Origin of the sequence: Caulobacter sp. CCG-8 (assembly GCF_037402475.1) — a bacterium.
In the GTDB taxonomy this organism is placed as follows: domain Bacteria; phylum Pseudomonadota; class Alphaproteobacteria; order Caulobacterales; family Caulobacteraceae; genus Caulobacter.
The window spans coordinates 67,030-80,460 of the sequence record NZ_JBBEUD010000025.1 but is presented as its reverse complement, the minus strand read 5'-3'; the positions used below and the strand labels follow the sequence as shown (position 1 = coordinate 80,460).

Sequence of the window (13,431 nt, the reverse complement as noted above, 5' to 3'; positions counted from 1 at the left end):
CCCCCCCCCCCCCCCCCCCCCCCCCCCCCCCCCCCCCCCGCCGCCGAGGGCGACCAGGCCGGCCTTTGGCCGCGAAGCGGATCGGACCGTGGGCCGAGCCATCAGATTCAGGTCCTCTATAAGCCAGACGCCACTGCCGCCGCCCCGGACCGGCGACTTCGCCAAACCGGTTGCGCCGAAAGCATTGCGGGGCGAACCCTAGGGTCCGCCCCGCCCGCGTTCACCGACGAAAAGGGCCATCTCCGTCAGCGAACGCTTGCAAATTGGTCGCGGGCGGGCCAATTCGCAAACAAGGTCTTCTGCCGGGGCGTTCAGTAAAACTCATGGAAAGACAGTCCGAACGGCGCCGCCTTCCGCCTTTGAACGCCCTGCGTGCGTTCGAGGCGGCTGCGCGTCACCTGAACTTCAGCCGCGCCGCCGACGAGCTGTCGGTGACGCCCGGCGCCGTGAGTCAGCAGATCCAGAACCTCGAGGACTATGTCGGCGCGGCCCTGTTCAAGCGCACGCCCAAGGGCCTGCTGCTGACCGACGCCGCCCAGACCGCCCTGCCCGCCCTGCGCGAGGCCTTCGACCGCCTGGCCGAGGCCGCCAGCCTGCTGACCGCCGCCGTGGACGGCCGCCGCCTGACCCTAACCGCCGCCCCCTCGTTCGCCGCCAAGTGGCTGGTGCCGCGCCTGGGCAAGTTCGAGCAGGCCCAGCCCCAGGTCGATGTCTGGCTGTCGGCCGGCATGGAGGTCGTCGACTTCGCCGCCGGCGAGGTCGACCTGGCCATCCGCTACGGCTCGGGCCGCTATCCGGGCCTGGAGGTCATCCGCCTGCTGAACGAGACGGTCGTCCCCGTGGCGTCGCCTGAACTCCTGGCCACCAACCCCTTGGAATCGCCCGAGGATCTGGCCCACCACATCCTGCTGCACGACGGCTCGCCCGACGCCGACGACAGCTGCCCGGACTGGGCCATGTGGCTGGCCGCGCGGGGCATCAAGTCGGTGGACGGAGCCCGCGGCCCGCGCTTCAACCAGTCCAGCCTGGTGATCGAGGCCGCCGCCAACGGACGCGGGATCGCCCTGGCCAAGCAGACCCTGGCCCAGGCCGATCTCGACGCCGGCCGGCTGGTGATCCCGTTCGAGGCCGCCACCGCCGTCGACTTCGCCTATTACGTCGTCCACCCCAAGGCCAAGGGCCGCCTGCCGCAGGTGAAGGCGTTCGTCACGTGGCTGCAGGCCGAGGCGGCGGCCCACGAAGCCGCCCTTCTGACCATGGACAACGGCGCGGGCATCTAGCTTGAGGTTTCGGGTGGCCCCGGCCGCCGGAACCGGCTTAAAGGGGCGCATGATCAAGACGACTCTCACGGTCGACGAGCGCCTCGCTCCCGCCGACTGTTCGACCATGCTCGACGTTCGCAAGGGCGTGGACGCCCTGGACCGGGCCCTGGTCCAGCTCCTGACCGAGCGTCAGGGCTACATGGACGCCGCCGCCCGCATCAAGGCCGACCGCTCCAAGGTGTTCGACCGCGCGCGGATCGAGGACGTGGTGGAGAAGGTCAAGGCCGCCGCCCGCGAGTCCGGCCTGTCGGAAGCCATCGCCGAGCCGGTGTGGCGGACGCTGATCGACCGCTGCATCGCCTACGAATACGACAGCTGGGACCGGACGAAGGGCTGAGCCCTAGTCGGCGCGCAGCGCGGCGATCGAACGCCGAAGGTTCGCGCGCGCCGGCCCCTCGAAACGCGCCCGTCCCCACGGACTGAAGTACAGCGCCTCGCGCTCGAGGAAGCGCTCGAGGATCGCCGCGCGCCCCTGCCGGAACAGCGCCTCGGGAACCTCGCGATACTCGTGCCGCACGCCGGCCTCGTAGGCGTCGAAGGCCTCGGGCGCGGCCCCCAGGATCGACAGGTCCATGTCCAGGAACACGCCCATGTCGCCGCGCTCGTCGGCCGGCAGGTCGTCGAGTATGGCGTGGCGCTGGGTGGCCTCGATCAGCCGTATCGCCCGGGCCAGGCTGACCTCGGGGACCACCCCGTCCAACATGCGGCGCGCCAGCTCGGCGCTGCGGGTCTCGTTGTCGGCCCGGCGCGGCTCGTAGATCGCGTCGTGCAGCAGGATCGCGCAGCGCACCGCCAGCGGGTCGTCGAGATCGCCCGCCACCTCATCCAGCAGGCCCAGCAGCGCCAAGGGATGGCTCCAGGCGTGATAGCCGCGATCGGCCCCCTCGTGCAGGGACCGGATCTCGGCCAGCAGGCCTTCGGGCAGGGCGAAGGGTTCGGCCATGCGGCGACTCAGTTCCCGTCGATCAGATTGCCGATCTGGCCCAGGATCGAGCCCTCGCCGCGGTTGCCGCCGCCGCCCTGGGCCGCTTGCAGCATCCGCCCGGCCAAGCGCGAGAACGGCAGGGACTGGATCCACACCTTCCCGGGACCGCGCAGGCGGGCGAAGAACAGGCCCTCGCCGCCGAACAGCACGCTGCGCACGCCGCCGGCCATGACCAGGTCGAAGTCGACGCCCGGCGTGTAGGCGGCCAGGCACCCCGTATCGACGTGCAGCTCCTCGCCGGCCTTCAGCTCGCGCTCGACCAGGGCGCCGCCCATCTGGACGAACACCCAGCCGTCGCCGTCCAGGCGCTGCATGATGAAGCCCTCGCCGCCGAAGAGGCCCGTCATCACCCGCTTCTGGAAGTGGATGCCGATCGACACGCCGCGCGCGGCGGCCAGGAAACTGTCCTTCTGGCAGATCAGCGACCCGCCCAGCTGGCCCAGGTTCAGCGGCAGGATGTTGCCCGGGGTCGGCGCCGCGAAGGCGACCCGCGCCTTGCCCGAGCCGGTGTGGGTGAAGACGGTGGTGAACAGGCTCTCGCCGGTGACCAGGCGCTTGCCCGCCCCCAGCAGCTTGCCCATGAAGCCGCCGCCGTTGTCGCCCGAACCGTCGCCGAACACCGTGGTCATCTGGACGCTGGCGTCCTTCCAGACGAACGCCCCGGCCTCGGCCACGGCGCTCTCGCCCGGGTCCAGCTCGATCTCCAGGAACTGCAGCTCCTGACCCTTGATCTCGAAGTCGATGTCGTCGGCGACGGCGGCGCTGCGGTGATGCGACCAGGGACCGTTCGTCATGGCGTTGGGGGCTCCCGTTGAACTCGCCGCACCTTAGGCAAGCTCGCGGGACGACGCCAATTACGCATCGGTAAGCTGGGCCGTGACGCCTTGGAGCAGCTGATTGAGAGTCAGCGGCTCTTCCCCCTACCCCTTCAGCGACCGCAGCGCCCGCTCGTGGGCGTAGGCGGCGATGTCCATCAGGGCGGCGTCGAGGGCGTCGCGCACCTGGTCCAGGCTGGCGGTCCCCGCCTCGGCCTCGGCGCAGACGTCGCCCAGCTGGAAGGCGCCCACGCCGCGCGCCGCGCCCTTGACCGTGTGGACCGCGTCACGCCAGCCGGGATGGCCCGGATCGAGCATCGGCGTCCACAGCGCGGCCTGCTCGCGGAACAGCGCCAAGACCTCGTCGATCACCGTGGAATCGTCCATCGCGAACCCTTCCAGATAGGCGAAATCCACGGCTCCGCTGATATCTCGTCTGGCCAAAAAATAGTCCCTTGCGTTCCAAGATTCTTTGAGTATGTTCCGCGCCTCGCCGCCGAGGCACTTCACTGCTTCGGGCCGAGCGGGCGCATAGCTCAGTTGGTAGAGCAGCTGACTCTTAATCAGCGGGTCGTAGGTTCGAATCCTACTGCGCCCACCATTCTTTCTCCTAAAAATTAGAGAACGCGAAGAGTATCTCCCCTCCCGGGGGAAGGAAACTTTGTTGTTCGGATCGCTGAAGTGACGGCCTCAGGCTCGCCCGCGGGTCTGCTCGGCTAGGCCGCGGCGCGCTGGCGGAACTCGCGCGGCGAGACGCCGTACTGGTCGCGGAAGGCCCGGCTGAAATGGGCCGAGCCGTTGAACCCCCAGCGGAAGCAGATTTCCGAAATCGACAGCCGCGCGTGCTGCGGACTGGCCAAGTCGGTGCGGCAGCGCTCCAGCCGGCGCGTGCGCAGATAATGGCTGAAGGTCTCGTCGGCGCTGGCGAACAGCTTCTGGACGTAGCGGGGCGAGACGCCCTCCTCGTCGGCCACCCGGCGCAGCGACAGGTCCGGATCGGGCAGCAGGGTCTCGATGGTCTGGCACAGGCGCTGGAGGTGGGCGGTGGGCGCGGCCGCCCCCACGCCCAGCACGTCGGCCGCCGCCCCGCCCTCGGCCAGGCAGATGGCCAGGAACTCGGTGAGGGCCAGCTCGACCGGCCGCAGCTGGTCGACCGTCAGGTCCTCCAGCCCGTCGGCCGTGGCCCGCAGCAGGCCCGACAGGATGTGGGCCACGCCGGTGGCCGCCTGCAGCCGCCCGACGCGGAGGCTGACGGGGGTGATCAGCCGGTGGTCCAGGGCCACCCTGGGGGCGCGGACGAACATCAGCCGGCACCGGGTCTCCAGCCGCAGGGCCGCGGCCTGGCCGGTGGGGCCGTAGGCGATGTCGCCGGGCTCCAGCGCCTCGGCCAGGTCGTCGGTGACGAGGGTCCCCTCGCCGTTCAGCAGCACCGCCAGCCAGACGGCCGCCGGCTGGCCCGACAGGCGTCCGGAGATCGCCTGGGCCCCGGCCTCGACCAGGGCGAACTCGATGCCCAGGGGCGAGGTCAGGCACACCACCGAGGCGCTGGCCGGCTCGGCGTCGGGCAACCCCTCGATCGGCAGGCCCAGCCGGCTCATCGCCTCGCGCCAGGCCTGCGCCCGTTCGGCGCGGGGGTGGCTGTCGGTGCTGAACGACCAGGCCTTCATCGGGGCGCTCCTAACCTTTCATTCGGGGGAAGATGTCGCGCGGGATGCGCACGTGGCAGCCCTGCTTGCCATCGACCACCTGGGTGACCCCGAAGTCCGAGGCCACGCTCATCAGCGAATAGGCGTCGTTCTTCGACAGGCCGACGTGATCGCTGAGCAGGGTCAGCATGTTCAGCGACGCGTCCTTCATGGCCACGTCCAGGCTTTCGTCGAAGCCGTGGACGATCCACCACTTCGGCGTTTCCAGCAGGGGCCCGGGCGAGACGAAGTCCTTGCGCAGCACGATCTGCATCAGGACGTTCAGCGAGCTTTCGATGGCCGTGCCGGAGATCTCGCCGTCGCCCTGGCTGACGTGCGGATCGCCGATCGAGAACAGCCCGCCCTCGACCTGGACGGGGTAGTACATCGTCGCCCCCGCCCCGATCCGCCAGTTGTCGATGTTGCCGCCGTGGGCGCCGGGCGGGATGGTGCTGACCCGGCCGTCGACGGCCGGCGCCACGCCCGCCGTGCCCAGGTGCGGCCGGGCCGCCACGCGCACGCCGCCCAGGGCCGGCTGGCGGTCGCACTCGGGGCAGTTGGTGATCGTGCCGGGGATCAGGTATTTGCCTTCGAAGTCGTAGGCGTAGAGGGCGCTGGCGGTGTTGGTGTTCTGATCCAGTTCGTAGATCGTCACCCGCTCCTTCTCGCCGAACTCCTTGTAGAGGTAGCCCCAGTTGGCCGCGAGGTTGGAGCCGTAGTTGTTGCGCGGGACCATGCGCAGGTAGCGCACCTCCAGCACGTCGCCGGGCTTGGCGTCCTCGACGAAGATCGGGCCGGTCATGATGTGGACGCCGGGATTGCGGTCGTCCTCGGGGATCTCGGTGAAGATGCGGGTGACCGCCTCGTCCATCATCAGGTCCGGGGCGTCGCCGGCGTGGTGGGTGATGGCCTCGGCGCTGACCAGGTCGCCGGACTTGATGCGCAGGGCCGGCTTGATCGACGGATCGAAATAGCCCCAGTGCACGGTGGCCGGCGTGGCCTTCAGGGTGTGCAGGGCGCCGGGCAGGACGTCCGGGCGGGTCTGGCCGGGTTCGCAGATGAAGGGCATCTCAGGGTCTCTCGGGTTCAGGCCGCCGGCGCGAGCGTGACGGACGTCATGCTCAGCGAGCCGTGCTCGATATGGTCGGGGGCGAAGACGGCGACGTCGCCGGGCAGGCGCGCGCCCAGCACGTACAGCAGCGGCCAGAAGTGGTCGGGCGTCGGGACCGAGCGGCTGGCATCGTCGCCGCGCGAGGCGAAGTCGACCACCCGCTGCGGCGCGTCATCGACGATGGCCTGCTTGATGTAGTCGTTGAACCGCAGCGACCAGTCGTAGGGCGCGCAGTGGCGCTCGCCCCAGTTCATGGCCGGCAGGTTGTGGACGATGTTGCCGGTGCCGACGATCAGCACGCCCTCGTCGCGCAGGGGCGCCAGGCGCCGGGCCAGCTCGAAGTGCCACGCCGGCGGCTTGGAGGCGTCCATGCTGAGCTGCACCACCGGCACGTCGGCCTCGGGATAGGCCTTGCACAGCACCGACCAGGTCCCGTGGTCCAGGCCCCAGGCCTGCTGGTCCAGGGTCACCGGCAGCGGCGCCAGCAGGTCGCGCACCCGCGCCGCCAGCTCGGGCGAGCCGGGCGCGGGGTACTGCACGTCGAACAGCGCCTGCGGGAACGAGGCCCCGAAGTCGTGGATGGTGCGCGGGGCGGCCATGGCGGTGACGCCGACGCCCTTGGTCAGCCAGTGGGCCGAGATGCAGAGGATGGCCTTGGGCTTGCCGAACGCCTCGCCCATCGCCTTCCAGGTCTGGGTGGTGTCGTTGGTTTCCAGGGCGATCATCGGGCTGCCGTGACCGAAGAAGGCGACGGGCAGGCGGCTCATGCGGCGACCTCCGCTTTCGAGGCCTTCGCCGCCGCCCCCTCTTTCATCTTCGCCCAGGCCTTCTGGTAGCGCGGCGTGAGCCAGCGGTTGAACTGCACCTGCGCCCCCTCCTGCCAGGAGTAGCGGCCGCGCACCGCGAACCGCGAGCGCAGGCCCACCTGGACCAGTTCGTCGACGTGCATGTCCTGGGCGATGATCTTGCCCGCCGAGGTCATGATCATCTCCAGCCGCTCCTCGAAGCCGTTGACCTCGGTGGCGCCCGGCGCGACCAGCAGGCCGGTGTCCTGCTCCATGGTCTCGGGACCCGTGGGCCGCAGGATCAGGTAGATGACCATGTCGCTGGTCATCACCAGCGACAGGGTCGGCGGGATGTTGGCGAAGGTGGCGCGGTTGCGGTCCTGCTCGGTCAGCTTCGGGAAGACCGGCAGCACGGCCTTCTGGGTCGGGTTGAAGCTGACGTCCGGATGAGTGGTGCCGTTGAAGCGCAGGAAGCCGGCGTCGTCCGCGCCCGCCTCGGGGAAGCTGCAGAGCTCGCTGGGGATGAAGTCGTGCAGCGGGCCGCGATGCAGCTTGTTGGCGTGGTAGCCGTCATTGTTGTTCTCGAACATCACCTTCCAGTTCCAGGCGAACGTTCCGGTCATCGGCGGCGTCAGCCCCTCGGCGTTGGCGAGGTCGTAGTTGGCCACCGCCGCCTCGACCGCCGTCAGCCGCGGGGCCAGGGGCGGCGCGTCGGCGTCGAAATTGATGAAGATGAAGCCCAGCCAGACCTCGACCTTGAAGGTCGGCAGCTTGACGGCCTTCTTGTCGAAGTCGCAGGCCCGTTCCATGGCCGGGGCGTTCACCAGGTCGCCGTTCAGCGAATAGACCCAGTGGTGGTAGGGGCAGACGAAGCCGCGGGTGTTGCCCCGCCCCTCGGCCACCAGCATGGCGCGGTGCTGGCACACGGCCGACATCGCCTTGATCTCGTTGGAGCGGTTGCGGGTGACGATGATCGGCTCGCCGATGATCGTGGTGGTGAAGTAGTCGCCGGCCTCCTTCACCCAGTCCACGCGGCCCACGCACAGCCATTCGTGATTGAACAGCGCCTCCTTCTCGAAGTCGTAGAAGGCCGCGTCGGTGTAGCAGGCGGGCGGCAGGGTCTCGGCCGCGTCGACGTCGCGCATCGAGCGCGACAGGCCGTCGAAGAAGGCGTCGTCGAGATTGGGTGCGGGCGAGAGGCCCATGGCGGCTGCGCTCCTTCGCAAGATCGATACGAAGGCTAGGCGGGGCGCGCCCACCGGTCTTGCACCAGCGCGCACGATAAGTTGGCCGTCGCCTGGCCAGCGGGCGGCGTCGCCGGGTTCTCGGGCGGAAATGAGCAAAAGGCGCGCAAGCTTGCGGCGCCGGATGACTTTGCCGGACGCGCACGCAAAGCCGTCGTGCGCGTACCGGCAAGACGTGGCCTTGGACGGGGCCTAGGTTGAGCTCACAAAGCTTCGATGAGGACCGCGCCCGTGGACATGACGCTCGCCGACGACCTGACGATCTCGGAACTGAAGCCCGGCTTCGGCGCCCGCATCCACGACCTGGACCTGTCGACCGCGCCCGACGCCGAGATCGACAAGGTGGTGGCCGCCTTCCATCGCCACGGCGCCGTGGTGATCCCCGGCCAGTCGATGACGCCGGACGACCTGATGCGCTTCATCGGCCGGTTCGGCGAGGCCGAGGACCACACCCAGACCCGCTTCACCCTGCCCGGCTATCCGAAGATCTTCATCCTCAGCAACCGGGTCGTGGACGGCAAGCCGATCGGCGCCCACAACGACGGCGTCGGCTGGCACACCGACTACAGCTACAAGCCCGAGCCGGTGATGCTGACCATGCTCTATGCGGTCGAGGTGCCCGACGAGGGCTCCGACACTCTGCTGGCCGATGGCTGCGCCGCCTGGAACGCCCTGTCGCCCGAGAAGCAGGCCGAGCTGCTGCCGCTGAGCCTGCACCACAGCTACAAGCACTTCATGGCTACCCGCCAGTTCGGCCAGCAGCAGAACCTCTCGCCCGAGCTGGAGGCGGCCAATCCCGACGTCGAGCACCCGCTGATCCGCACCCACCCGGCCGACGGCCGCAAGGCCCTGTGGCCCTCGACCGGCACGGTGACCGAGGTGATCGGCAAGCCCGGCCCCGAGGGCCTGGCCCTGATCGAGGAGCTGGTGGCGTTCATGACCGGCGACGACTTCGTCTACCGCCACAAGTGGTCCAAGGGCGACCTGCTGATGTGGGACAACCGCTGCACCCTGCACACCGGCACGCTGTACGACGACACCAAGTACTTCCGGACCATGCACCGGCTGTGGGTGAAGGGCGACAAGCCGTACTAGTTTCGCCGCACCTTCCGTTGTCATCCCGGAAGCCTCGCAGAGGCTGTCCGGGACCCAGGGGACTGGGCGGATGCGGTGCGGTTCACCTGGGTCCCGGACAGCGCTACGCGCTTCCGGGATGACACCCTTTGATGAGTTGAGAAGTCGATGACCAAGACCTGGCTGATCACCGGCGTGTCCGGCGGACTGGGCCGCGAGATCGCCCTGGCGGCCATCGCGCGCGGCGACACCGTCTTCGGCACGGTGCGCAAGGCCAAGGACGCCGACGCCTTCGAGCTGCTGGGCGGCCATGCCCTGGTGCTGGACGTCACCGACGAGGCGGCGGTCCGTAAGGGCGTCGCCGAGGTGGAGGCCGTCGGCAAGATCGACGTCCTGGTCAACAACGCCGGCTACGGCCTCGTGGGCGCGGTGGAGGAAGCCTCGCTGGACGAACTCCGCGCCCAGTTCGAGACCAACGTCGTCGGCCCGCTGGCGATGCTGAAGGCCGTTCTGCCGGCCATGCGCGCCCGCCGGACCGGGCGGATCATCAACGTCACCTCGGTCTCGGGCCTGGCCGTCTGGGCCGGCACCGGCGTCTACTGCGCCAGCAAGTGGGCGCTGGAGGGCCTGACCCAGACCCTGGCCGCCGAGGTGGCCGAGCTAGGCATCAAGGTCACCAACGTCGCCCCCGGCGGCCTGCGCACCAATTTCGCCGGCGGCTCCAAGACGATCGTGGCCAGCAAGATCGCCGACTACGACGGCCTGGCCCGCGACGCCGAACGGATCATGGCCGACCACGCCGGCCACGAGCCGGGCGACCCGGCCAAGGCCGCCCAGGCGGTCCTGCGCATCGCCGACGAGGAGGCCCCGCCCCTGCACCTGCTGCTGGGCGAGGACGCCCTGAAATACGCCGGCTACGCCGCCGCCGGCCTCCAGGCCGACATCGACGCCTGGAAGGACCTGACCCTTTCCATCGGTTTTGAGGACCGCCCGTGACCAACACCCTGATCTTCGTCGACCTGGCCTCGGAAGACCCGGACGCCGCCGGCAACTTCTATGCGGAGGTCTTCGGCTGGCAGAACGACGCCCGGCCGCAGGGCGAGTACCATCGCATGGTGCCCGGCGGCTTCTTCAAGAAGAGCGACGGGACCGACAGCGAGATCGGCAACCTGCACCTGGGGATCTTCAAGGCCGCCAACGCCCGTCCCCACCCCGAGCCCGCCGGCGTCGAGCCCCGCCACCTGTCGACCGACGGCCGCAAACCCCGCGTCTGGGTGCTGATCGGCGACGACGACAGCGCCGACCGCATCCTGGGCAAGGCCCAGGAGCTGGGCGCGACCCTGCTGTGGCGCGACCATTACTGGGCCGAGTTCAACGGCTACAACCACGCCTTCCGCGACCCGTGGGGCAACGAGATCGTCCTGTGGGGCAAGGCGGGCGCGAACCCGGAGATCCCGGCCGACTTCACCCGCGAGTAGCCGGGAAACGCGCCGCGTCCGCGAACGCGGCGCGCCGTCCGTCAGGCCTCCAGGGCCAGATCCGACGCCGTGCTCACCCGGCCGATGCGCGGGAAGATGCGCTCGACCGCGAAGGCGTGCATCTCGGGCGAGAAGGTGGTCATCGCGTCCTCGACCAGCACCATGGCGTAGCCGTGCTCGTAGCCGGCCCGCGCGGTCGACTCGACGCCCAGATTGGTCGCCACCCCGGCCAGGACCACCGTGGTGATCCCCCGCCGGCGCAGTTCCAGGTCCAGTCCCGTCTGGTGGAAGGCGTTCCACTGGCGCTTTGTCACGCGGATGTCGCCGGGCTGGGCCAGGCCGTCGGCCAGGTCGCCCCAGCCGGCCGGGAAGCCGCCGGGCGGCAGGGCCATCGGCTGGTCGACGGGCGTCTTGACCCGGTCGCCGTCGTCGGCGGCGAAGGCCACATTGACCAACACCACGGGGGCGCCGGCGGCGCGGAAGCGCTCGGCCAGGGCCTTGCCGGCCGCCAGGGCCTGGGGGCCCGTGCGGGGCGCGACGGGCATGGCCAGGATGCCGTTCTGCAGGTCGATCAGCACCAGGGCCGTGGTCTTGGGATCGAGCTTGATCATGGGAAGTCGCCTTTCGGGCAAGCGCCGGCGCGCACGCCGCTAGCCCGCGACGCGTCGGCTCGTTATATGAGGATGAGCTCACCTATGGATATATGAGGATGCCCTCATCTAAGTCAACCGCCGCCCGTGCGCCCCAGCGCAAACGGGGCGAACTGCGCGTGGCCGCCCTGCAGGACGCGGCCCTGGCGGTGTTCGCGGAGAAGGGCTTCGAGGCGGCGACCATGACCCAGATCGCCGCCCGGGCGGGCGCGCCGATCGGGTCGCTGTACCAGTTCTTCCCGAACAAGGACGTGCTGGCCGACGCCCTGATCGACCGCTACGCGGGCCAGCTGGGCGAGGCGCTGGACGGGCTGGAGGCCGCCCTGTCCGGCCTGTCGACCGCCGCCCTGGCCGACGCCCTGCTGGACCTGTTCCCCAGCCGCCGCCACGAGCGCGACGCGGCGCTGGCCCTGGTCGACAGCCGACCGGACCGCAACACCCGCTCGGCCGCCCTGCGAGACATGATGCGCGACCGGATCGCCGCTCTGCTGGCCAGGCGCGCGCCGGACAAGCCCGCCCCGGCCGTCCGCGACGTGGCCATCGCCTTCCTGGGCAGCATGAAGATGGTCGCCATGCTCGAGGCCGAACCCGCCCCGGCCCCGGCGATCGCCGAGTTCCGGTCGATGGCGCGGCTCTATCTGGTCGACCGGCTGGGCGCCTAGTCGACCCGCGAGGGGGCGCCGACGAAATCCTTGGCGCAGTACCAGCCGCCCTGGAACGGCAAGGCGACCGGGTCCTCGGGCGCTCCGGCCAGCACCTCGGCCGCCCAGGCCTCGGCGTTGTCGCGCGGCGCGTAACTCAGGAAGGCGGCGGCCGAATTGTCCCAGAAATTCCGCGTGTTGGCCGAGACTCCGTAGACCGTGGCGTAGCCGAAATCCGGCGCCTCGATCCCGCAGCGCACCAGCTCGACCATGTCGCGCGGGCTGATCCAGACCGCCAGCTGGCGCGGGTCGGACGGCCGCTCGCGATAGGCGCCGATCCGTAAGGCGAGCACCTGCAGGCCGAACTTGTCGGCGTACATCCGGCCCATGGCCTCGCCGAACACCTTGCTGACGCCGTAGTAGCTGTCGGGCCGCGGGACCAGGGTCTGCGGCGTCGGCGTCTCGCGGCGATGGAAGCCGGCCGCGTGGTGCGACGAGGCGAACAGCACCCGCTTCACGCCGGCGAGCCGCGCCGCCTCGAACAGGTTGTGGACGCCGACGATGTTGGCCGGCAGCACCTGCTCCCAGGCGTTCGCCTCCGGCTCGACCGGCACGCCGGCCATGTGGACCACGCAGTCGATCCCGGCCATGGCGGCGGTCAGGGAGGGGATGTCGAGCAGGTCGGTGTGGGCGATTTCCTCGCCGCGCCCAGCCGGGGTCATCGGCGCGATGTCAGCCAGGCGCATCAGGCCGTAGCGGCCGGCCAGACCTTCGCGGATGGCGGAACCGATGCCGCCGGCCGCGCCGAGGAGGAGGACCCTCAAACCGGCTTGTCGCCCGCCACGGTCACCCGGTAGCCCGTGCGCGTGTCGGGGAAATAGTCCCAGATCGCCTGGTGCCAGGTGCAGCGGTTGTCCCAGAAGGCCACCGAGTTCTTCTTCCAGCGGAAGCGCACCTGGAAGTCGGGGTTGCTGGCGTGCTGGTAGAGGAAGTTCAGGATCGCCGTGCTCTCGGCCTTGGACAGGCCCATGATCCGGGTCGTGTAGGACGGATTGACGAACAGGCTCTTCTTGCCGCTGACCGGATGGGTGCGGACGATCGGGTGGACCGAGCAATTGTACTTGCGGTCGATGTCCGGGAAGATCGCCTTGTAGACCGGATTGGCGTCGTGCTCGGCCGACAGACCTTCCAGATAGGCCTTCATCCGGTCCGACAGGGTCTCGTAGGCCGCGTACATGCTGGCGAAGCAGGTGTCGCCGCCGTCGTCGGGCAGGACCTTCATGTAGAGGATGCTGCCCAGGGGTGGTTCCGGATCGCAGGTCAGGTCCGAGTGCCAGTTCTCGCCCGCCACGAACTTGGAGTTGGCGTCGGCATGGATGGCCACGATCTCCGGATGGTCGGCCAGGCCCGGCACGCCCGAATGGATGGCCAGGTCGCCGAACTTGCGGCCCAGGGCCTTGTGGGCGTCGTGGTCCATCTCCTGGTCGCGGAAGAAGATCACCTGGTGCTGGGTCAGGGCCTGGTGAATCTCCTCGAACTGGCGGTTCGAGAGCGGCTTGCCCAGGTCGACGCCGAAGATCTCGGCGCCGATCCGGCGGGTCATCGGCTTCACGTCGAGGACGTCGTAGGTCATGGAACCGC

16 protein-coding genes and 1 tRNA gene are annotated in these 13,431 nt (G+C 69.7%); 7 read left to right on the top strand and 10 right to left on the bottom strand.

Features of this window, described 5'->3' with window-relative positions; translation table 11 throughout:
* Window positions 1-323 precede the first annotated feature (323 nt).
* Complete coding sequence (gene gcvA / locus WAE60_RS21005) at window positions 324-1,280, top strand: transcriptional regulator GcvA (RefSeq protein WP_029915817.1); 957 nt, start codon at window positions 324-326, stop codon at window positions 1,278-1,280.
* A 49-nt stretch (window positions 1,281-1,329) separates the two neighbouring features.
* A complete protein-coding gene (locus tag WAE60_RS21000) occupies window positions 1,330-1,659 on the top strand; it encodes a chorismate mutase (RefSeq protein WP_029915815.1) in 330 nt (109 codons plus the stop codon).
* A 3-nt stretch (window positions 1,660-1,662) separates the two neighbouring features.
* Here WAE60_RS21000 and WAE60_RS20995 read toward each other — a convergent pair whose 3' ends face one another.
* The 3 genes from WAE60_RS20995 to WAE60_RS20985 form a co-directional block, all read right to left on the bottom strand.
* Window positions 1,663-2,265 (bottom strand): phosphohydrolase, encoded by a 603-nt coding sequence (locus tag WAE60_RS20995; protein WP_337688476.1) that lies wholly within the window; start codon window positions 2,263-2,265, stop codon window positions 1,663-1,665.
* A gap of 8 nt (window positions 2,266-2,273) precedes the next feature.
* Window positions 2,274-3,101 carry a TIGR00266 family protein gene (locus tag WAE60_RS20990; protein ID WP_337688474.1) on the bottom strand — a complete coding sequence of 276 codons (828 nt, stop codon included), beginning with the start codon at window positions 3,099-3,101 and terminating at the stop codon, window positions 2,274-2,276.
* Window positions 3,102-3,227: 126 nt separating this feature from the next.
* Window positions 3,228-3,566, bottom strand: a complete 339-nt coding sequence (locus WAE60_RS20985) for an Hpt domain-containing protein (protein ID WP_029915809.1) — start codon at window positions 3,564-3,566, stop codon at window positions 3,228-3,230.
* 81 nt (window positions 3,567-3,647) lie between these two features.
* Between WAE60_RS20985 and WAE60_RS20980 the strand changes: the two genes are divergently transcribed.
* A tRNA-Lys gene (locus WAE60_RS20980) sits at window positions 3,648-3,723 on the top strand.
* A gap of 115 nt (window positions 3,724-3,838) precedes the next feature.
* On the opposite strand, the gene WAE60_RS20975 is transcribed toward WAE60_RS20980, so the two are convergent.
* Genes WAE60_RS20975 through WAE60_RS20960 form a run of 4 tightly spaced genes read right to left on the bottom strand, consistent with a single transcriptional unit; the run spans window position 3,839 to window position 7,908 of the window.
* Window positions 3,839-4,789, bottom strand: coding sequence for a helix-turn-helix domain-containing protein (locus WAE60_RS20975; protein WP_029915806.1), 951 nt, complete (start codon window positions 4,787-4,789; stop codon window positions 3,839-3,841).
* A 10-nt stretch (window positions 4,790-4,799) separates the two neighbouring features.
* Entirely contained in the window at window positions 4,800-5,876 is a 1,077-nt protein-coding gene (locus tag WAE60_RS20970; RefSeq protein ID WP_337688470.1) for an acetamidase/formamidase family protein, read from the bottom strand.
* Between the two features lie 17 nt (window positions 5,877-5,893).
* On the bottom strand, window positions 5,894-6,685 hold the full coding sequence (gene ygiD / locus WAE60_RS20965) for a 4,5-DOPA dioxygenase extradiol (protein WP_029915801.1): 792 nt from the start codon (window positions 6,683-6,685) through the stop codon (window positions 5,894-5,896).
* Window positions 6,682-7,908, bottom strand: coding sequence for an SRPBCC family protein (locus tag WAE60_RS20960; RefSeq protein WP_337688467.1), 1,227 nt, complete (start codon window positions 7,906-7,908; stop codon window positions 6,682-6,684). Before WAE60_RS20960 ends, ygiD begins: the two co-directional genes overlap by 4 nt.
* 276 nt (window positions 7,909-8,184) lie before the next feature.
* Here WAE60_RS20960 and WAE60_RS20955 point away from each other — a divergent pair, with 276 nt between their 5' ends.
* From WAE60_RS20955 to WAE60_RS20945, 3 genes are all read left to right on the top strand, one after another.
* Window positions 8,185-9,042 carry a TauD/TfdA family dioxygenase gene (locus WAE60_RS20955; RefSeq protein ID WP_029915798.1) on the top strand — a complete coding sequence of 286 codons (858 nt, stop codon included), beginning with the start codon at window positions 8,185-8,187 and terminating at the stop codon, window positions 9,040-9,042.
* Between the two features lie 147 nt (window positions 9,043-9,189).
* Window positions 9,190-10,017, top strand: a complete 828-nt coding sequence (locus WAE60_RS20950) for an oxidoreductase (protein WP_029915796.1) — start codon at window positions 9,190-9,192, stop codon at window positions 10,015-10,017.
* Window positions 10,014-10,499 (top strand): VOC family protein, encoded by a 486-nt coding sequence (locus tag WAE60_RS20945; RefSeq protein ID WP_029915794.1) that lies wholly within the window; start codon window positions 10,014-10,016, stop codon window positions 10,497-10,499. The genes WAE60_RS20950 and WAE60_RS20945 overlap by 4 nt, the downstream gene beginning before the upstream one ends.
* 41 nt (window positions 10,500-10,540) lie before the next feature.
* Here the strand turns inward: WAE60_RS20945 and WAE60_RS20940 are convergent, their stop codons facing one another.
* Window positions 10,541-11,110 (bottom strand): hydrolase, encoded by a 570-nt coding sequence (locus WAE60_RS20940; RefSeq protein WP_029915792.1) that lies wholly within the window; start codon window positions 11,108-11,110, stop codon window positions 10,541-10,543.
* 98 nt (window positions 11,111-11,208) lie between these two features.
* On the opposite strand from WAE60_RS20940, the gene WAE60_RS20935 reads away from it, so the two are divergent.
* Window positions 11,209-11,811, top strand: coding sequence for a helix-turn-helix domain-containing protein (locus WAE60_RS20935; protein WP_337688464.1), 603 nt, complete (start codon window positions 11,209-11,211; stop codon window positions 11,809-11,811).
* On the opposite strand, the gene WAE60_RS20930 is transcribed toward WAE60_RS20935, so the two are convergent.
* The gene (locus WAE60_RS20930; protein WP_337688463.1) at window positions 11,808-12,614 is read right to left on the bottom strand and encodes an NAD(P)-dependent oxidoreductase; all 807 of its coding nucleotides are present in this window, start codon (window positions 12,612-12,614) and stop codon (window positions 11,808-11,810) included. The genes WAE60_RS20935 and WAE60_RS20930 overlap by 4 nt on opposite strands.
* Complete coding sequence (locus WAE60_RS20925) at window positions 12,611-13,423, bottom strand: TauD/TfdA family dioxygenase (protein ID WP_029915787.1); 813 nt, start codon at window positions 13,421-13,423, stop codon at window positions 12,611-12,613. Before WAE60_RS20925 ends, WAE60_RS20930 begins: the two co-directional genes overlap by 4 nt.
* Window positions 13,424-13,431 lie beyond the last annotated feature (8 nt).

Excerpts from the sequence above, each read along its gene's own strand:
- gcvA (WP_029915817.1), top strand. The coding sequence starts at position 324 with ATGGAAAGACAGTCCGAACGGCGCCGCCTTCCGCCTTTGAACGCCCTG.
- WAE60_RS21000 (WP_029915815.1), top strand. The coding sequence starts at position 1,330 with ATGATCAAGACGACTCTCACGGTCGACGAGCGCCTCGCTCCCGCCGAC.
- WAE60_RS20995 (WP_337688476.1), bottom strand. The coding sequence starts at position 2,265 with ATGGCCGAACCCTTCGCCCTGCCCGAAGGCCTGCTGGCCGAGATCCGG.
- WAE60_RS20990 (WP_337688474.1), bottom strand. The coding sequence starts at position 3,101 with ATGACGAACGGTCCCTGGTCGCATCACCGCAGCGCCGCCGTCGCCGAC.
- WAE60_RS20975 (WP_029915806.1), bottom strand. The coding sequence starts at position 4,789 with ATGAAGGCCTGGTCGTTCAGCACCGACAGCCACCCCCGCGCCGAACGG.
- WAE60_RS20970 (WP_337688470.1), bottom strand. The coding sequence starts at position 5,876 with ATGCCCTTCATCTGCGAACCCGGCCAGACCCGCCCGGACGTCCTGCCC.
- ygiD (WP_029915801.1), bottom strand. The coding sequence starts at position 6,685 with ATGAGCCGCCTGCCCGTCGCCTTCTTCGGTCACGGCAGCCCGATGATC.
- WAE60_RS20960 (WP_337688467.1), bottom strand. The coding sequence starts at position 7,908 with ATGGGCCTCTCGCCCGCACCCAATCTCGACGACGCCTTCTTCGACGGC.
- WAE60_RS20955 (WP_029915798.1), top strand. The coding sequence starts at position 8,185 with ATGACGCTCGCCGACGACCTGACGATCTCGGAACTGAAGCCCGGCTTC.
- WAE60_RS20950 (WP_029915796.1), top strand. The coding sequence starts at position 9,190 with ATGACCAAGACCTGGCTGATCACCGGCGTGTCCGGCGGACTGGGCCGC.
- WAE60_RS20940 (WP_029915792.1), bottom strand. The coding sequence starts at position 11,110 with ATGATCAAGCTCGATCCCAAGACCACGGCCCTGGTGCTGATCGACCTG.
- WAE60_RS20935 (WP_337688464.1), top strand. The coding sequence starts at position 11,209 with ATGCCCTCATCTAAGTCAACCGCCGCCCGTGCGCCCCAGCGCAAACGG.
- WAE60_RS20925 (WP_029915787.1), bottom strand. The coding sequence starts at position 13,423 with ATGACCTACGACGTCCTCGACGTGAAGCCGATGACCCGCCGGATCGGC.